General features: G+C 51.1%; 15 protein-coding genes and 1 pseudogene. 10 read left to right on the top strand and 6 right to left on the bottom strand.

Annotated features, from left to right (window positions below; all coding sequences use genetic code 11):
• Positions 1-839: 839 nt before the first annotated feature.
• The 8 genes and pseudogenes from I2G69_RS07735 to I2G69_RS07700 all read left to right on the top strand — a co-directional run bounded on the left by I2G69_RS07735 (position 840) and on the right by I2G69_RS07700 (position 8,545).
• Complete coding sequence (locus I2G69_RS07735; protein ID WP_195560553.1) at positions 840-2,444, top strand: recombinase family protein; 1,605 nt, start codon at positions 840-842, stop codon at positions 2,442-2,444.
• On the top strand, positions 2,444-3,187 hold the full coding sequence (locus I2G69_RS07730; protein WP_195560552.1) for a recombinase family protein: 744 nt from the start codon (positions 2,444-2,446) through the stop codon (positions 3,185-3,187). The genes I2G69_RS07735 and I2G69_RS07730 overlap by 1 nt, the downstream gene beginning before the upstream one ends.
• A gap of 6 nt (positions 3,188-3,193) precedes the next feature.
• On the top strand, positions 3,194-4,819 hold the full coding sequence (locus I2G69_RS07725; protein ID WP_195560551.1) for a recombinase family protein: 1,626 nt from the start codon (positions 3,194-3,196) through the stop codon (positions 4,817-4,819).
• 23 nt (positions 4,820-4,842) lie between these two features.
• Positions 4,843-5,589: a metallophosphoesterase family protein gene (locus I2G69_RS07720; RefSeq protein WP_195560550.1), complete on the top strand. Its 747-nt coding sequence runs from the start codon at positions 4,843-4,845 to the stop codon at positions 5,587-5,589.
• An 89-nt stretch (positions 5,590-5,678) separates the two neighbouring features.
• Positions 5,679-6,071: pseudogene (locus I2G69_RS14540) on the top strand (DUF1016 N-terminal domain-containing protein); the annotation flags it as partial.
• Positions 6,072-6,159: 88 nt separating this feature from the next.
• Positions 6,160-6,645, top strand: a complete 486-nt coding sequence (locus tag I2G69_RS07710; RefSeq protein WP_195560549.1) for a low molecular weight protein-tyrosine-phosphatase — start codon at positions 6,160-6,162, stop codon at positions 6,643-6,645.
• Entirely contained in the window at positions 6,626-7,468 is an 843-nt protein-coding gene (locus I2G69_RS07705; protein ID WP_195560548.1) for a KilA-N domain-containing protein, read from the top strand. The genes I2G69_RS07710 and I2G69_RS07705 overlap by 20 nt, the downstream gene beginning before the upstream one ends.
• Before the next feature lie 111 nt (positions 7,469-7,579).
• On the top strand, positions 7,580-8,545 hold the full coding sequence (locus tag I2G69_RS07700; protein WP_195560547.1) for a hypothetical protein: 966 nt from the start codon (positions 7,580-7,582) through the stop codon (positions 8,543-8,545).
• A gap of 95 nt (positions 8,546-8,640) precedes the next feature.
• Here I2G69_RS07700 and I2G69_RS07695 read toward each other — a convergent pair whose 3' ends face one another.
• Entirely contained in the window at positions 8,641-9,924 is a 1,284-nt protein-coding gene (locus tag I2G69_RS07695; RefSeq protein WP_195560546.1) for a recombinase family protein, read from the bottom strand.
• Between the two features lie 6 nt (positions 9,925-9,930).
• Positions 9,931-12,051 carry a glycine betaine ABC transporter substrate-binding protein gene (locus I2G69_RS14535; protein ID WP_442858890.1) on the bottom strand — a complete coding sequence of 707 codons (2,121 nt, stop codon included), beginning with the start codon at positions 12,049-12,051 and terminating at the stop codon, positions 9,931-9,933.
• 116 nt (positions 12,052-12,167) lie between these two features.
• Here I2G69_RS14535 and I2G69_RS07685 point away from each other — a divergent pair, with 116 nt between their 5' ends.
• Together I2G69_RS07685 and I2G69_RS07680 are read left to right on the top strand one after the other, a co-directional pair.
• Positions 12,168-12,446, top strand: coding sequence for a winged helix-turn-helix transcriptional regulator (locus I2G69_RS07685; protein ID WP_195560544.1), 279 nt, complete (start codon positions 12,168-12,170; stop codon positions 12,444-12,446).
• Between the two features lie 902 nt (positions 12,447-13,348).
• Positions 13,349-14,911: a ClC family H(+)/Cl(-) exchange transporter gene (locus I2G69_RS07680; protein ID WP_237967004.1), complete on the top strand. Its 1,563-nt coding sequence runs from the start codon at positions 13,349-13,351 to the stop codon at positions 14,909-14,911.
• A gap of 315 nt (positions 14,912-15,226) precedes the next feature.
• Here I2G69_RS07680 and I2G69_RS07675 read toward each other — a convergent pair whose 3' ends face one another.
• The 4 genes from I2G69_RS07675 to I2G69_RS14530 form a co-directional block, all read right to left on the bottom strand.
• Positions 15,227-15,871 carry a sortase gene (locus I2G69_RS07675; RefSeq protein WP_087234673.1) on the bottom strand — a complete coding sequence of 215 codons (645 nt, stop codon included), beginning with the start codon at positions 15,869-15,871 and terminating at the stop codon, positions 15,227-15,229.
• A complete protein-coding gene (locus tag I2G69_RS07670; protein WP_195560543.1) occupies positions 15,864-16,949 on the bottom strand; it encodes a Cna B-type domain-containing protein in 1,086 nt (361 codons plus the stop codon). Before I2G69_RS07670 ends, I2G69_RS07675 begins: the two co-directional genes overlap by 8 nt.
• Positions 16,950-16,976: 27 nt before the next feature.
• Complete coding sequence (locus I2G69_RS07665) at positions 16,977-17,819, bottom strand: class C sortase (protein WP_087234675.1); 843 nt, start codon at positions 17,817-17,819, stop codon at positions 16,977-16,979.
• Between the two features lie 183 nt (positions 17,820-18,002).
• Entirely contained in the window at positions 18,003-18,116 is a 114-nt protein-coding gene (locus I2G69_RS14530) for an LPXTG cell wall anchor domain-containing protein (protein ID WP_442858889.1), read from the bottom strand.
• Positions 18,117-18,165 lie beyond the last annotated feature (49 nt).

Raw genomic sequence — 18,165 nt, 5'->3', positions numbered from 1 at the left:
AGTTACAATCTTCGTGAGATCAAAACATCTCAGCGAACCTTGAAAAACACCGCCCCAGGCGGTCATATCCGGCAACTTGAATACCTTAGCTGATCGGGAGAGCGTCAGGCCGAGTGCGCGAAGACCACCTGTGCGGAGCAGATCCGCATCAAAGGACGGCCAAATAAGGTGCAGAGCGATACCCACTCAGGCCAAGACAGCCTTGGCAAGCTGTCCCCGCCATGACCCCATCAGCCTACAATGATACTTCTGTTTACGCAGCTCGGAGAGATCCTCGGAGGGGTGAGAGTCCCATGATGTGCGCCAGCACAGTTCAAGTTGCCGCCCTGCCTGGGGAAGTAGTGTCGAATACAGGCGACTAAGCAGCATCAAGAAACAAAGGGCCGCTCCAGACTCGGAGCCTACACTCGCTCACCTGACCTTTGGGAGCGGCCCTCTGTTTTTCTTTTGATAGCAGAAATATGGGATCTGATCACAGTACATCCTCTTCTTCTCCTCAACCTCCGTTCCTCTGAGTTCTTCATCTTTCCCCCTCTACACTCCTCTTCCTTTTCTCCTCAAACTCCCTGATTGGGTCCCATATTTCTGTTATCAAAACAAATCCACGAAAGCGAGGAACCGAGATGACAAATATCGATTTGTGTGGCATTGCCCAACTGCTCCGCACGCTGATAGAGCAGAAGAAAACTACAGAAAGAGAGGCCCGCAAAATTTTGGCCAGAATTGCCGCACAGACCGGTGCGGACATTATCCTTTCTTTCTGAAATCGCATTCTTTTCAATAGCTATTTCAAAGGTGTTGTGGTATTGTTTGTGTTGCAAAAAAGGAGGTGAACTGACATGGCGGAAAAGCTGATGATTGACGGCAGCATGGCGCTTCGGGAAAAGCAATACCGGGTCATTACCATCGAGGCAACCGAAAAGCCCCAAAACGCCAAATTGCGGGTTGCGGCATACGCCCGTGTCAGCTCCGCCTCTGATGACCAGCTCAACTCCTTCGCCGCCCAGAACCGTCACTACAGTGACCTGATCTCCAGCAAGGAAAACTGGAGAATGGTAGACATATATGCGGACGAGGGTATTACTGGGACATCGGCTGAAAAACGCGAGGATTTCCAGCGGCTCTTGGCAGATTGCCGCAGAGGGCTGATTGACAGGGTGCTGGTGAAATCCATCTCCCGCTTTGCCCGCAATACCAAGGAATGCCTGGAAACCATCAGAGAGCTGAAATCGCTCGGCGTCGGCGTCTACTTCGAAAAAGAGAACATTGACACCGCAACCATGTCTGGCGAAATGATGACTGCGCTCTTCGCATCCTTCGCCCAAGCCGAGAGCGAATCCATTTCCGGCAATATGCGGTGGAGCTATCAGCGGAGAATGCAGAGCGGGACATTCCTCCCATCGTCAATTCCTTACGGTTATAAAGTTTGTAATCGGCAAATAGAGATTGATGAGGCAGAAGCCCAAATTGTTCGCAATATCTTCCAAGCGTACCTCGCAGGACAGAATATGGCTACAATTGCAGATTCACTTAATCTCGCAGGTATCCCTAAACGCAAAGGAAATTCAGCTATCAAATGGCACAAAACTTCTATTCGATACATTCTAACCAACGAGCGATATATCGGAGATTCCCTGTGGCAAAAAACATATATGACGGATGCATTTCCACCAATAATGGTACGCAACCATGGAGAAAAAGAAATGTATTATGCGGAATCCACGCATCCAGCTATTATTTCCAAGGAGGAATTCGATTCAGTACAAGTGCTTCTCCATCGTCGCGCCAAACGGGAAATCTCCAAGAGCCATGATTCGCCATTTGATCAAAAAATATTTTGTGGGCAATGCGGAACTTCATTTCGGAAAAAAGTCAGCCACGAAAAAATGTTCTGGAGCTGTAGAAAGCATAGCCAGAATACACAAAGTTGCCCTGTAACACAGGTGCTGGATTCCGAAATTCGAGAGACATTCGTGAGATTTTATTTCAAACTAAAGCAAAACAATGAGGATATTCTCTCGCAAATGCTTTTATCCCTCCAGGCCATCCGCAACCGCCGGATGCTCTGGAGCCTGGATGTCATTGAACTTAACAAACAAATATCCGATCTTACCAGTCAGAATCAAATGTTGGCCACACTGAAACAACAGGGCCTCATTGATCCTGACATTTTTATAGCCCAGAGCAATGAGTTGACCGAGCAGCTCCGCGCTGTAAAGCTGAAAAAGGAGCGTCTTCTGGCCGTCGATGGCGACAACACCATCTCCCAAACAAGAGAGCTGATGGAAATCTTGGATGATGGCTCGGACTTCCTTGACAGCTTTGACGCAGAGCTGTTCGGTGAGCTCGTTGAAACAATCATCGTGGAAAGCAATGAGCGAATCCGCTTCCGCCTGAAAAACGGGCTGGAGCTGTCCGAAACCATAGAAAGGACGGTGCGCTGATGGGCAATCGGAAGCAGCCGTTTGGCTACAGGGTGGTTATGGGCGAAATTGCCCTCCATCCGCAGGAATCAAAGCTGGTAGAGTACATCTTCCAACAATACCTTGCGGGTGCTACCTACAACACCTTGGTAGAGGAGCTTCGGGAACAGTCAATTCCCTATGACGAGGGAAAGCTATGGAACAAAAACATGGTTGCCCGAATTCTGGAAGACAGCCGTTATACGGGAGAGCGCGGCTATCCGCCGGTCATTGATCGAGAAGCCCTGGAGAAAGCATTGGAAAAGCGAAGCGCAAAACAGACGGCAGCTCCCAAAACGGATACGCAGAAGCTCCTCCGCCGCTTCAGCGGGCGGCCATCGACAGCGCGCATGGAGCGGCAGGTGCTGGATCTGCTCAACAGCCTGATCGTATCGCCGGAACAGCTCCGGCTTCCGGCAACAGCGCCGCCTGATCAATCCACTGAACTGAACCTGCAGCGTGAGCTGGACAGGGTGATGGGATGTCAGCCAATCGACGAGGATGCCGCAAAGGCGTTGATCCTGTCCATCGCTGCGGCTCAGTATAGTGCCGTCGACTCCCGCGAATACGAAACGGTTCGTCTGCGCAGAGTGTTTTCCGGGCGTCAGCCCATGACTGCGTTGGACGCAGAACTGCTTCAAAGTTCCGTGTCCGCCATCCATTGTCATAACGATGGAAGTCTGAATATCAAGCTGAAAAACGGTCAAGTAATTGGGAAGGAGTGAAACAGCATGAGAGAAAGCCCGCCCAAAGTCATCACCATACCCGCAAAGCCGGAGGTCGCAAGCCGGCAGGCGGTCCAGCGCCAGCTTCGCGTGGCTGCCTACTGCCGGGTATCCACCGATGACGAGGAGCAGCTCACCAGCTATGAGGCCCAGCAGAACTACTACACCGACAAAATCATGACCAACCGGGAGTGGACCATGGCCGGGATCTTCGCAGATGAGGGCATCACAGGGACATCGGCTCGGAAGCGGCCCGAATTCCTGAAGATGATCCGGCTGTGCAAGCAGAAGAAGATCGACATCGTCCTGACCAAATCCATCTCCCGCTTCGCCAGAAATACGGTGGACTGCCTGAATTACATCCGTGCCCTGCGGGAATTGGGCATTGCGGTCATCTTCGAAAAGGAGAACATCAACACGCTGGAAGCCGACAGCGAGATCCTCATCACCATGCTTGGAGCCTTCGCTCAGGCAGAAAGCGAGAGCATCAGCGCCAATGTCCGCTGGGGCAAGCGGCAGGCCATGCGCGAGGGAAAGACAATCATACAGTATAACCGGCTGTACGCCTATGAAAAAGGCGAGGATGGCAAACCGAAAATCATCCAGGAGCAAGCAGAAGTGGTTCGCTCGATCTATGACCAGTATTTGAGCGGAGCCAGCCTTCGGATGATCAAAGACAGGCTGGAAATGGGGCAGATCCCCAATGTGACCGGCGGCTCCCAATGGACGATCACGGCGATCCGAAGCATCCTGACCAATGAGAAGTATTGCGGAGATGTCCTTCTCCAGAAGACCTACATCAGCGACTGCATCAGCCGCAAGGTCATCCGCAACACGGGGCAGCTCCCCATGTATCTGGTCCAGAATCATCATGAGGGCATCGTGGAACGCAAAACCTTCGATGCGGTACAGGCAGAGATGGCGCGGCGCAGTGCCGGGAAAAGCCCTTCCAAAAAGAATGCCCCCACGGGGATGACATCCTATGCCAGCAAATACGCCTTGTCGGAGCGCCTTGTCTGCGGCGAATGCGGCACCCTGTACCGCCGCTGCACCTGGTCCAAGCAAGGCAGGAAGCGCATCGTGTGGCGCTGTGTCAGCCGGTTGGACTACGGCACCAAGTACTGCCACAATTCACCAACGCTGGACGAGGAACCGCTCCAGAAGGCAATCCTCGCCGCAATCAACTCCGTCATGAGTCAAAAGGGTACGCTGATCCGGCAAATCACCTCCGCCATGGAAATGGAGCTGGCTCCGGTTCCCGGCGAGAGCATGAGTCTTGCCGATATTGAAAGGCGGCTGGGCGAGCTGAACGACCAGACCCGTGAGCTGGTGGCAGAATCCGCCCGAGCTGAGGATGCCACCGCCTGCACCGCCCAGCTGAGAGCTGTCATGAATGAGGCTGCCGTACTGAAAGAAAAGCGGGCCCTGATCGAAGAACAGCGTCAGAGCAACGCTCAGGCTGTACGGCGCATTGAAGATGCGGCTGCCGCGATGGCTCAGGCGTCCACCCACATCAGCGAATGGGATGAAGCTCTCATCCGGCAGCTGGTGGATACGGTCAAGGTCAACTCAGCGGAGAAAATCACGGTCTTCCTCCGCGGCGGCGTTCAGGTGGAGCAGGATATGATATAATAAGCAAAAGAAGGTGAACCGAAATGATCTACGCAACCGGCGATACCCATGGCAACTTCCAGCGGTTCGCACCCGAACACTTCCCCGAGCAGGCCGGAATGACCAAGGAAGACTATATGATCATCTGCGGAGATTTTGGCGGCGTATGGGACGGGGGCAAGAAGGAGGAGCGCAATCTGGACTGGCTGGAGGATCGGCCCTTTACCACACTGTTTATCAGCGGCAACCATGAAAACTTCGACCTGCTGAGAAAATACCCGACAGAGGAATGGAACGGCGGAAAGATCCAGCGAATCCGGCCTCATGTGATCCATCTGATGCGCGGGCAGGTCTTTGACCTGCAAGGGTACTCCTTCTTCGCCATGGGCGGTGCCAGGAGCCATGATATCGAGGACGGTATTCTGAACCCCAAAGCACCCGATTTCGAAGAACAATACTGGGTCCTTCGCAGAATGGGCGCCCGATTCCGGGTCAACCACCGCTCCTGGTGGAAACAAGAGCTTCCCGATAAATCCGAGTATGAGGAAGCTCGGCACAATCTGGAACGCATTCACTATGAGGTGGATTATGTGATCACACACTGCGCCCCAAACAGCATCGTGGACATATTGGGAAACGGTGGATACGTTCACGACCACCTGACCGGCTTCCTGGAGGAAGTCAAAGAACGGGCTAAGTTCCACTACTGGCTGTTCGGACATTACCACGACAACAAAATCATCGACGACCGCTTCGTCCTGCTCTGGGAGCAGATGGTACAAGTGGTGTGAACAGGCCAAAGAGAAACGCAGGAGGCGCCTCCTGTGCTTCTCTTTGGCCTGTTTCAAAATAAGGCAGGTTCTGCCGGAAAGGAGAAGCTATGAACATCCGCAAAAACATCGATTATTCCACCATGTTTGCGGCTCTGGAGGCTGCGCTGAGCGCCGAGATGCCCCAGATGCAACTCTGCTGCGAACTGGGCCGCATCGTCTGTTCCCGGTCGGAGAAAGGCGCGGCAGTGGCCGCAGCCGAATATCTACACAGCCGTTTCCCTGATGCTTCCGGCTTCTCCCCGCGCAACCTTCGCCGGATGCGGGAGTTCTATCGGATGTATGAGGACACCCCCGAGTTGCTGACCCTGGCCATGGAAATCAGTTGGACGCAGAATGTAGTCATTTTGGAAGCAGACATGGAGCCGGATGAGCGGCGCTGGTATCTTCGTGCCGCTGACCGTTTCGGCTGGTCAAAGGCAGAACTCCAGAGAAAAATCGATTCTGACGCCCATCTGGAAATCCAACTCGACGAATCTGAGATTCAGTGCTATACTGAGCGTGATAGTAATGAGTTGGAGTGTACGGAGCATGATCAGGATACTTTTTCTCTGCTACGGCAATATTTGCAGAAGCCCGATGGCCGAGTTTATCATGAAGGATCTGGTGAAGAAAGCCGGTCTGGAGCAGAACATTCAAATCGAGTCAGCGGCTACCAGCACCGAGGAGATCGGAAATCCGGTCTATCCGCCGGCTCGCCGCAAGCTGTCCGAGCATGGTATCGACTGTTCCGGCAAACGAGCCCGGCAGCTTCTGAACAGCGATTACGAGAAGTACGACCTTCTGATTGGCATGGATCGAGCCAATCTGCGGAGTATGTACCGAATCTGCGGCGGCGATTTTGCCGACAAGATGCACCTGCTGATGGACTTTACCCACCGTCCCGGAGAGGTGGCCGATCCGTGGTACACCGACGATTTCGACACGACCTGGCGGGATGTGGAGGAAGGCTGCCGGGGGTTGCTCCAAAAAATAATCAGCAAGGAGGTGCAGACGAGTGGACAAACTGGTTGTTAAGGGAGCGGAAATTAGTGTACAATGGAATCCCGAGCGAGATGACTTTATCAGCTTGACTGACATCGCCAAGCTGAAGGATAGCGACAATCCTCGCTACATTATCCAAAACTGGCTGCGGAATCGGAACACGATTGAGTTCCTGGGTGTTTGGGAATCTCTATACAACCCGTCTTTTAACCGTGTCGAATTCGATGCGTTTAGGAGTCAGGCCGGCTTGAACAGCTTTGTGATGACCCCTCAGAAATGGGTGGAATCGACCGGGGCTATCGGCATCATCTCTAAGGCTGGTCGCTATGGCGGTACTTACGCCCACAAGGAGATTGCCTTTGAGTTTGCCTCTTGGATCTCTGTCGAATTCAAATTGTATCTGGTCAAGGAGTTTGAGCGGCTCAAGACCGAGGAAATGAAACAGCTTGGCTGGGACATCAAGCGAAACCTGGTCAAGATCAATTACCGCATCCATACAGATGCCATCAAGGAGAACCTGATCCCGCCGGAGCTTTCCGCAAAGCAGGTTTCCATGGTGTATGCCAGTGAAGCCGATGTGTTGAACATGGCCCTGTTCGGTATGACCGCAAAGCAGTGGCGGGACAGCCATCCCGAACTGAAAGGGAATATCCGTGACTACGCCAATGTCTCTCAACTGGTCTGCCTTTCCAATCTGGAGAACCTGAATGCGGTGTTCATCAGCGAAGGAATGTCTCAGGCCGAGCGGCTGGCAAAGCTCAACGCCATCGCCATCAGTCAGATGGAAATCTTGACGCAGGATCACCGCATCGAAGCTCTGGAGGCTCATAGCGGAGAACCATCTCCCATGGAGTAAAAAAATAATATACTGGACGCTTGCGAATGGGTGAAGGCCGTGGCATCTATAGTGTTGCGATGTTCCACTCAAGCGTCTGTAATGTATTTTGTTATGGGCGCTTTTTACAACATGAAGGGAGAAATGGATGTGGAAAGTGTCTTTTTTCAAGCGACCAGAGACGCATTGGATAATATTACTGCTGCGTTTGATTTTGTACATCCTCTGCGCGCAAGTATGCTATATACTAGGCGAAAGCTTTCCGAAATAAATGCTTCTGTTGAAAATGCAGACGATATAGCTTTCCAAGCCGTAGTCGATCCTGAACACCTTGTTCACGGAGTTGGATATAGAGAGTCATTTATAAATACAGCTTGGGAAAATCAAGAGGAACAGCTCGCATGGTTGCTTCTGAATAACCTCTTTGCAATTCATGAAGGTTGGGCACAAAGATTGTACTTTGAACGATTTGGAGATAAAGGATACAAAGAAGGCAGTTTTATCAAACGTTTGCAGTATGAGGGACTGGAAGCGAATTTTACATCGTATTATGCAATTAGAGGAAAACGCTCTGATGTGTTAAAAGCTGCATACTTTGATGTTTATAAAGATGCTGTTCAGTTGGATTTTTCCAAACTGGAAAACTATATGCTGCTCTACCGGTATTACAAAGAAGCACGTAACTGCTATATGCATCGCAATATTATCGCATCCCAAAATGTTGTAGGTGCATATAACCATTACTTGCCCATTGCGACATTATCCGACTTGGATACAAAAGAGGTCCCCATCATTGTACCTCCTGTGTTAGGACAACCCTTGAAGCTAAGCTTACGAGGAGTTATCGGTTTTTCGCAATTTGTTCGTCGTATTTTAATTATTACAGATATAAACTTGATTCAGACGTCAGCAGCTGAAGATGAATTTCTAAGTAATGCCCCGGATAATCGAGAGACGCAGATTCTCAGCAATAATCCTACAAAAGCGAAAATGCAAATTGCGAAATATTCCACTAAAGCAGGGTTTTTGAAACCAAAGTGGTCAAAAAATTTCCAAAATTTTCTCATCTCCAAAGAGATATTTAAAATAGAGGTTTAATAAAAAACAAAGGTTTTTAATATGGATGAGCTCCTTCTGAGATTTAGTTAAATAAAAACATTCTATTTTCAGGAAAACCCTTTTACAGCAAATAGTTATGGGGCACAAATGCTATCCTTCAATTTTTCCATCACAATCCCCTCCACATCCTGCTCCAACTCCTGAATTCTCTCCTGTAACGCAAAAATGTGGGCGTCGAGGACCGGTTTCCTCAACGCCCACATTTTTTGCTTCCGTTTCAGTTCCTTTTGCGCCTCGGCCATCCTGTCTCGCATGGTCTGGACAAACTCCTGCACTGCTGCATCCAGTGCTTCCTCATGGATGCGGTGGGAACTGCAATAGCTTTTCCCATTCCGATGGTATCCCTTGCACACATACTCCACGCGCCGCTTGCCGTTCCAGTACCGGATCATCGGCACAAAGGGGCTTCCGCACTCTTTGCAGAGAATCAGTCCGACATAGCGGTGTTTCGCTTTGTTGCCATTGGACGGGCGGGCCTGCGCTTTCAGTTTTTGCTGAACCTTCTCCCAGATGCCATGCTCGATAATGACAGGAAAGAAGTTTTCGTGCCGGTACCACTCCGTCTGATCCAATCGCTTCGCCTTGCCGCCGTTGGTTTCCGATCGGTGATTGATCAGCACCCCGGTATAAGCCTCCTCGACCAGGATATTTTTTACGCTGGCATATGTCCATACATAGCGCCCATCCCTGGTTTTACTTGACGCACAAACTTCTCTGCCGCATTGTTCCGCCCGGAGCTGCGCCGGTGTCTTTCGCCCCAGCGCATTGAGCTTGCGGGCGATTTCTTTTTGCCCATAACCTTGTAAGTATAGGGAATAGACGGCCCGCACGGTTTCCGATGCTTCCGGGTGAAGTTCGATTGTATTGGTATTTCGATCTTTTTGATAGCCAAAGGGAGGAGTAATCACGATACCTTCCCGCTGTTTCTGACGGTACCCAGCCCGGATCTTATTGCCAATATCTCTGGCATAATAATCGTTCATCAGGCTACGGACACCGATGACCAGATCGTCTTCTTCCGAGGAGGTATCCAGCCCTTCTGTTATGGATACCACCCGAACCCCATGTTCCCGCAGAAAGTCAATCAATAACGCGGTCTGGGTCCTATGACGACCAAGGCGGGACAGATCCTTGACAAGAACGGCGTCAATTTTATCATCGTTTACAGCTGCCGTGAGCTTATCCAGGCCACGGCGGCTGAAGGTCATGCCGCTGACGTTATCATCGAAGGATTCCCCAATTACCAGATAGCTGTTCTGTTTGGCAAATGTCCGGCAAATCTCCTGCTGGTTCAGGAGCGAATTCATTTCCTGGTCATCGTCGTTGGACAATCTTGCATAGATCCAGGCCCGCATCATGTTTCCTTACGCCTCCATCTCGTCTTCTATCTCGTCCTCCATGAGAATATTCGCTAGCCGATCAAAGTCATAATTAAGAGAGACGAGAGAGTCGACCTGTTGTCCGTTCTCGTAAATATCCACATGATCCCGGAAGGGGGCTTTTAAACAAATTTCCAGCGACAGCTTTCCATTCTCCTCGCGAACATAGATCTTATCCACTAGCATCCGCAAATGCGCCTCGGACATCCGCCCTTCTTTCAGGATATCATCGATTAGGCTGATATCTCGTTTCAGCCTTGTCTGTCGATCCCGCAGGGCAGCCTCCATGTTTTGCAGATCCTCGATCTGCTTTTTTGCCGACGCGATTTCTTTTTCCCGCTTGTGGATCATCCGTTCGTATCGCTCCGCATTCGACTTGTCCCGAATTCGTTCCATCAGGATCACCTCCAGTTCTTCCTCCAAAACATCGATTCGTTCTTTCAGCTTTTTGATCTGCGCCACAGCGCTGGCTGCTTTGGGACGCCACCGTTCGATCAGTTTGTCCATGGCGTCCCAGTTTGCCTGATACATCCGCTTCGTTGCCAGCAGCTCCTTGCAGATTAGTTCGTCGAGAGCAGCTTCTTCCACCGTGTGGGAGGTGCAGTATTCTTTTCCGTAGCGATGGTAAGTGTCGCAGCGATATTCTACCCGTTCTCCGCTTTTCAGACGTACGCGTTTTCCCACGAAACTACGGCCGCAATCCTGGCACCGGAGAAGTCCGCTGTATCGAAGAATACTCTGGTTGGAGCCAGCTCGGATGTTGCATTCTCTGCGCTGTTGCAAATGCTTGTCATCTTCTAAAACAACCACATCTGAAGCCGACAGTTGCCCGTCTGTTGTAAAAATCACCATCACATCGATCTTTCCCTGGCGGATCGCCTGATATTTGAGCCCAATGTCTAAATCCATTGTTTTGTCAAAATCCAGCCCATAGGTTTCACAAAGGGCGTCATAGCCGTCCTCGCGTTCGAAGAAATCATATTCTGCACCAAATGTGAGATCGCCTGCTACAGATTTGAGATCGGAATAGGTTTTAAGGTTATATTTTTCTGCAATTTCACGGCGGACAACCAAACCATACGTATTGTCAAAGCCGTACATCCCAATCCAATCCATATGGAATTGTTCGCTATATTCATTTTTCAATTCACCGAATAAATCTTCGGTATATAAACCGTCGTGTTTGAGGACCGCATTCCAACCCGTGCCTGTGTACTCAGGATACAGGTCGAATTCCCCGCTCTCCATTGCGGGCTGGATATTCGATGTCCCGCCGCCGACCCCCTGCATCAGCTCAACATTCAAATCTGTGTCCTGTTCGATCAGGATGTCCAGCATTTCACCGAGGATATATTGTTCCGTCATCGGTTTTGTGGCTATATGTATGGTGTCTTTCTGCGGTATATGGATTATGGCGCCCCCTACAATGCCCAAACAGAGGACAGCCGCAACGGCAGCCATCATTTTGTTGGTTCTCTTTGCTTTTGCGCTGTGTCTCCGGATACGTTTCTCAATGAAACCAAGGATAAAATCCATTGCAAGGGCAAGCAAAGCAATCAGCAAGCTGCCGGCCATTGTCATTGCCGCATTATTGGTCGTAATGCCCCGGTAAATCGCGACCCCAACCCCCCCTGCACCAATAAAAGAGGCAATACCTGCAAGGGCAATTGTCATCGTCACCATATTGCGAACCCCCGACATAATCACTGGCATAGCAAGCGGGAGTTTGATCTTAAACAAAATCTGCGCTTTTGTGCTTCCCATACCTTTCGCCGCTTCCAAAATAGAGGGGTCTACATTCGTAATACCCGTGTGCGTATTGCGTACCATCGGCAGCAATGCATACATAGCCAGCGCTATAATGGCCGTTGCATTGCCCACACCTGAAAAGGGGATCAAAAAACCGAGCATAGAAATGGACGGTATCGTATACAAAAAATTGATCACGCCTAGCGCCGGCCTTGCGGCTTTTGGGAATTCACTGATCAGAATCCCTACAAGCCCTCCGAACAGTATGGCAATCAAAATAGAAACCAATGCTATTTCCAAATGCTCTAGCAATAACTCCCAGAAAAAATCTGCTCTATCCGTAAAAATAGACAACATATCTTTTAACACGTTCATCCCCTCCTTATATTGGGGCTTTCTCAAAAGTCAAGCGATGGATACGGCCTTGTTCCATTTCCCTTTGTACGCCTCTTGCATACTGGATTACCGTACAAATGGTGGGAAGTAAATGGAAACTTTTGATTTTGCGCAACCTTCTTGCGCGCCCGTGGCGTTTTAACGAGCTGCGCAAAAATTTAGAGGGGATCAGCCAAAAAGTTCTGACGGACAGCCTGCGCTCAATGGAAGAAGACGGCATCATCACACGGACGGTCTATCCGGAAGTCCCTCCAAGGGTGGAATATTCTTTGAGCGAATTATGCGAATCGATGCGCCCTATCATTAAGGCCATGGAACAATGGGGAATCGATTACAAAGCGCAAAATGGTTCATAACCGGAAGCACAACATGCCCCTTTTGTTGGAACGGTTATGCTGGATAAGTCTGTTAAAACGATCCCAGATGGGACAGGGCTGGTTCCCACTCCAAGCCAGGGCCGGCAATAGCAACATAAACTGTGCCGGCGTATGTGCAAAAGAAACGGCATCCAGCAGAGCATGGGCCGCAAAGGCAACTGCCTGGACCATACAGGGATAACAAGCTTCTCCGGGTCCTTCAAAAGGGATCTGCTCTATCTGAAAGGATTGGCCGGATGGAATTTTCCATACGAGCTGGTGGGTGATCCGGGTCATTACAATAGCCGCTGTATCAAGGCAAAGCGGAAGGGCTTGCCGCCTGTCCTTCGCAGGCAGCAAGCCCTTCCGCTACTTGGACAAGATGGACTTGATGTTATGGAGCAACGGTTCCTGGTACTTTGGACGCTTACCCCGGTTCGTTCTATTTCACTTTGATTTCCCCATCTTCCGTTTGAACCCTTGGGGTGAAGGGGCTACAACGCCGCTATGCCGGCTTCTCCCCGATATCGCGCGTTCTGAAACCGGACAAGGTTTCCGGAAAATTTCCGCTCACCCCCAAAAGGGAACGGTACGATTTCCATGCCCCGTAAAAAAGCAGTTCCCTCTTTGTGGCCTCAATGGCTCGGCCGCGGATATCAGGGTATCCCATTCCCCTATTTTCCAGGAGCATAGCGGCATTTCATCTTTTGTGTTATATTCCTTTCCCTTAGAGATCCTTTTATAAAGCATTAAAACCGATATAAACATCCGCACCAACGGCAATTGCCGTTTCCTGCCGTGGCCACGTTCAATCGACAGCTTTTGCCTTCCGTGCTATAATATAAAAAAGCATACTTGTCCCTCAAAGGGAAAGATGAGAATGAGAAACGGGGTGCAACTCTTTGCAACAGGATCAAACTACCACGGCCAAGCTGATCAAACGATTCCGCAGCTTCCGTTATTCTTTGGTATTGCAGGGAATCGCCGTTGGATTCGCCGCGGGCATGGTCGCGGTGCTCTTTCGGGTTTCATTGGAACAGGCGGATGCCTTCCGGCAATCCATTGGGATATTTCTTTCCGCCCATCCCTGGGCTGTTTCCCTCTGGATGCTTGCTCTCTTAGGCATTGCCGCCTTGGTAACGCTGCTTCTCCGCGTAGAACCGTTCATCAGTGGCTCTGGCATCCCGCAGGTGGAAGGGGAAATGCAAGGCGGGCTCTCGCAGACTTGGTGGCGGGTGTTGCTGGCAAAATTTATCGGAGGGATCCTGACCATCGGCGCAGGGCTCTCCCTGGGCCGCGAAGGGCCCTCCATCCAGATGGGCGCTATGGCGGGAAAAGGCGTGTCCCGGTTATCCCATCGCGACAAGACTGAAGAAAAAATGCTGATGACATGCGGTGCAAGCGCGGGGCTTGCCGCCGCCTTTAACGCCCCCTTTGCGGGCGTGCTCTTTTCCTTGGAAGAGCTACATAAGAATTTCTCAACGGATGTCCTTTTGTCTGCAATGTCGGCTTCTATTACAGCCGATTTTATTTCCCGCTATGTTTTCGGCTTAAAACCGGTCTTTGACTTTTCTGCTGCACAGATGATGCCGTTGCAAAATTATTGGATGGTCTTGATTCTCGGCATCCTTTTGGGGCTGGTGGGGACCCTATATAATTTCTGCGTGGCGAAATCTCAGGACCTATACAGCAAAATTGGTTCGCAGTTCATCCGGACCGCCATTCCATTCCTTTTGGCGGGCGCATGTCTGCTTGTATATCCGCTGGTATTAGGCGGCGGCCACAACCTCATTGAGCTTGTCTCGCAAGATATGGCAATCCAGTCCCTGCTGTTGCTATTTTGCCTGAAATTCCTCTTTTCCATGATCAGCTTTGGATCGGGTGTCCCTGGTGGCATTTTCCTCCCGCTGCTGGTATTGGGGGCGATCTCTGGCAGTACGTTTAGCGAAGTATTAGGTCTCTGTGGCATTGAAAATCCTTTGCAAAATTTTGTCATTCTTGGTATGGCCGGCCTGTTTGCGGCAATCGTCCGGGCCCCCATTACTGGCATCATTTTGATCAGTGAAATGACCGGGAATTTCTCCCATCTGTTGACCCTCTCACTGGTCTCCCTGACCGCCTACGCCGTTGCAGATCTGTTGCACGCGAAGCCTGTCTATGACATGCTCCTGGAAAGGCTCATGAAAAAGCAGGGCGCCACTCCTCCACCCAGTGGCGAAAAGCTTTTGATCGAGTCGCCCGTCTGTTTTGGGGCGCCAGTGTGCGGCAAAACCATCCAGGAAATTCCTTGGCCCAGCGGGGCACTGGTGGTTTCGGTCAAACGGCACGACCAGGAGCTCGTCCCCCATGGGGATACCATTTTGGAAGCTGGCGATATTCTTGTATTGCTGTGTAACGAATCCGAAAGCCAGCCCGTCCATACGGCATTGGAGAAACAATGTAAAAGCATGTCTGCCCCCCAATAAATGTAGTTGAAAATGGCTCCGGAAAGCGAATGCTTTCCGGAGCCATTTTTACAATATCCTTGTGGAAGCTGGGGAAACCCGTATCTGCGGCCGATCCCATCTGCACGCCGGCCTCCCCTTTTTGATTCCCGCATGGATGGTATCATTTTCTTTCCCAGCGTTTGCTATAAGTGTGGGCGATCTGCTGGCAAACCTTACAGAAGCGCCTGGCTGAGCTGTACAGTGTATCTTCCCATACCATTTCCTTTGACGCCTTTCGGTGCGGTGCAACAGACTTTTTCTATGGCCTTCTCTCCCCTTAAATGCGGGAAGCAGCTATTCAGATCTTATGCAACGCACGGTGAACCGGGTCTGCCCGCTGAGCGTGCAGGTGAAAAGCGTCAGATCCCAATCCCCGGTGACCATCTCCTCGATGGCGGTGGAGTCCAATTCCTCAACCCCTGCTACTTCGTATGCAAATCGATTTCCATCCGCATCAAAAAATAGCACGGTATCCCCAAGGGAAAGGTTTTGCAGCTTTCCAAAATGCGTCCGATAATTATGCCCCGCTATGACGAGGTTGTCCCGATAAGCAGACCCTGTATAGCGGCAGGGTGCTGTCCTCAATTTTGCCGCACTCCAATCGCTTATGACTGGGAGGGACACGCTGAGGCTTGGAAATTCTAAAACCCCGATATATGCCTCTCCATCAATCTGCACGGTTGGCATCTCCATATCCGGGTTTCGCACATAATCCGGTACCTCTTGATCCTGGCCCCCCGTGGCCCCCAGCCCTTCCTGCGCACGTCCCTGGAGCGCTGACATTTGTTCCAAGATAGCGGCCACCGCGTCCCCGGCCCGTTGTTCATCCCACAGATTATATCCTGTCAAAAAAAGGGCTGCTGCGAATAGCAGCAGCCCTCCTAACATGAACACGGTACCGGAACGACGTTTCCGATTGTTATCATGTTTTCTATACATCCGAATCCTCCTGTCTCCGGCGCCGGGCCCATCCGGCAAAAAACAGCGATATTCCACCGCAGGCTAACACCGGAACAGGCCACCAAAGCATGCCCGTCTGGGGCAGCTTCTCTTCGGGCTCAGGCTCAGGTTCAGGCGCTGGCTCGATGCTTTCCGCCGAGGGCGGGGCCTCGGACTCCCCTGTGGAAGGCGGGGTGACTGGTACATCCTCTTGGTAGGTGTTGGTTACACGGAAGAGGTCGCCTTCCCGTTCTACCAAAACGGTATATCCGTTTGCTACATCGCGTTCCACTATTTGCCAATTGGAATTTGCATCCAACCCCGACCAAGTATAGGACCAATTGTTGCTTGCGCTTAGCGTCACCGTGCTGGAAACCACGCCATCCTTCAAGAGTTGAACAACTACTTCTTGCGGGCGGTTTTCTGTATGGCCGCTGTCGTCCCAAATCTTCTGCACCCTGCGGGTGACGGTCACAGGAGTACCACCTCCACCGCCACTTGATGGGTCATCATCGCCGCCCCCTCCGTGAGGAGGATCATACTCGCTGTCATATTTACAGGAGGCTTCCACATCATAAATCCATTCCCCTGTTTCCCCATCCGGGTTCGGTAGGCAAAGGGCAAATGGGTCAGGCGTATAGGTTGTGCGGCCCTTCTCATAGGAATCCCCCATCACAAGGTACAAGCCCGTAGGCAGATGGTCAAAGAATGCCCGCCCATTTTCATCGGTCTTTGCCGTTTTATAAGGGCCCAGATGGTCGCGGGCAACATAGCCTGCCAAGGTCTGGGCCAGAGCACGCCACCCCGCATTATCCAAATTCTCCAGGGAAATGGGATAATCCACAAAATCGCCAGCCAGGGTAAATTCACCCGATTCAGATACATCGGCCACCCGGTAAATCCGGAATTCCACGCCGGAAAAATCCGTGCTCCCTTCGCCAAAATGCACGGTCAGGGACGTTTCGCGGCTGGTATCGATTGGATTGTATGCAAATGCTGGTATTGCCAGGCAAGGCAACAGCAATACCAGGGCCATAAAGGCAACTGCAAACTTTTTCCAAAACCGTTGTATATTCATGGAACGATCACCGCCTCGTAAAATCTCTTATGTTTGCTGCTTTTTCTTGCGGGCGCGGAAGATGCGCCAAATGCGGAAAAGCAGAATGAGAAGCCCAACCACTGCTAGGGTAATCAAAACCGTCATACCGGATTGCGTCCGTATGATATCCACGGCTCCATTGCCCAAATTTACGTTTTCCGGTGTCTCAATGCGGTGTCCCCTTACCAAAAGCCGGTGGGTATTCACGCCATATGGGGTACATGTGTAAAGGGTAACGTAGTCCTGTCCCTCTACAATTTGCAGTGCGTCCACCTCATCCGGTTCTGTAACAAGGATCTGATCCACCTCATAGGTCAATACCCGATCCAAAATGGACAGGGAAAACGTATCGCCTTCTACTAGCTGGTCCAAATCCGTAAACATTTTTGCGCGGACCAGGCCATTATGGGCTGTAAGCACGCAATGTGTGCTGGGGCCTCCTGTTGGAAGGCTGGTGCCCGGCCAGAATCCCACGCCTGCTTGAAGCGCCTGTTCTTCAATCCCCTGGTAAATCGGAAGGTGGACATTGATTTTGGGAATATCAATATACCCCATCATCCCATTGCCCAGCGGATTGAGGAATTGCTCAATTTTAGCCTCTTCCTCCGCTGTCGCGGCAACAGAAAAGGCATTGCCCTGTGCCAATTTGCGGTTATATTCTTCCGCCGCAGCCCAAAGGTCGGAATAATCCTCTTGTGTTGCTTCTGCAACTTGATTATATTGAGCAATCTCCTGCTCTGCTTCCCAGCGGTAATAAAGGTCGCTCAGGCTTGGATACAGCAAAACCCCCAGCCCTACAATCAGCAACAAAACCGCTAGAAGCGTGCTAATTTTTCGTTTTTTTTTCATGTTCTTACGCAAAATCCTTTTCACCCTTCCCGGAGGTACGAGCTTTCCCGCAGACCAAATTCTGTGGAAAAGCTCCTGCCGCCGCGGCAAAACAACGATACCGCAGGGGAGGGAGCTACCTCCCTCCCCGCGGTATATAACCGTTTTAATTTGATCTAATTTGCACTTTCAGCGCCATCCCGATTAGCTGTGCTGCTGCTTTCTGCGGGAGACGACAAACAGAGTGCCCGCCGCCGCGAGGAGCACAACGCCGCCAATGGTGAAGAGGGTGGTGCCCATGCCGCCGGTGTGCGGGATCTTGCTGTTCGCAAACTTGACGTTGACAACATTGGGTTCGATACCCGCT

It is taken from the genome of Anaeromassilibacillus sp. D41t1_190614_C2 (genome assembly GCF_015558525.1).
Lineage (GTDB): Bacteria > Bacillota > Clostridia > Oscillospirales > Acutalibacteraceae > Anaeromassilibacillus > Anaeromassilibacillus stercoravium.
This window is presented reverse-complemented; position numbering and strand designations above follow the sequence as displayed.

What these genes read in the sequence shown, in the direction of transcription:
- I2G69_RS07695 (WP_195560546.1), bottom strand. Translation starts at nt 9,924, where the DNA reads ATGATGCGGGCCTGGATCTATGCAAGATTGTCCAACGACGATGACCAG.
- I2G69_RS14535 (WP_442858890.1), bottom strand. Translation starts at nt 12,051, where the DNA reads ATGTTGTCTATTTTTACGGATAGAGCAGATTTTTTCTGGGAGTTATTG.
- I2G69_RS07720 (WP_195560550.1), top strand. Translation starts at nt 4,843, where the DNA reads ATGATCTACGCAACCGGCGATACCCATGGCAACTTCCAGCGGTTCGCA.
- I2G69_RS07665 (WP_087234675.1), bottom strand. Translation starts at nt 17,819, where the DNA reads ATGAAAAAAAAACGAAAAATTAGCACGCTTCTAGCGGTTTTGTTGCTG.
- I2G69_RS07670 (WP_195560543.1), bottom strand. Translation starts at nt 16,949, where the DNA reads ATGAATATACAACGGTTTTGGAAAAAGTTTGCAGTTGCCTTTATGGCC.
- I2G69_RS07730 (WP_195560552.1), top strand. Translation starts at nt 2,444, where the DNA reads ATGGGCAATCGGAAGCAGCCGTTTGGCTACAGGGTGGTTATGGGCGAA.
- I2G69_RS07700 (WP_195560547.1), top strand. Translation starts at nt 7,580, where the DNA reads ATGAAGGGAGAAATGGATGTGGAAAGTGTCTTTTTTCAAGCGACCAGA.
- I2G69_RS07675 (WP_087234673.1), bottom strand. Translation starts at nt 15,871, where the DNA reads ATGTATAGAAAACATGATAACAATCGGAAACGTCGTTCCGGTACCGTG.
- I2G69_RS07710 (WP_195560549.1), top strand. Translation starts at nt 6,160, where the DNA reads ATGATCAGGATACTTTTTCTCTGCTACGGCAATATTTGCAGAAGCCCG.
- I2G69_RS07685 (WP_195560544.1), top strand. Translation starts at nt 12,168, where the DNA reads ATGGTGGGAAGTAAATGGAAACTTTTGATTTTGCGCAACCTTCTTGCG.
- I2G69_RS07735 (WP_195560553.1), top strand. Translation starts at nt 840, where the DNA reads ATGGCGGAAAAGCTGATGATTGACGGCAGCATGGCGCTTCGGGAAAAG.
- I2G69_RS07725 (WP_195560551.1), top strand. Translation starts at nt 3,194, where the DNA reads ATGAGAGAAAGCCCGCCCAAAGTCATCACCATACCCGCAAAGCCGGAG.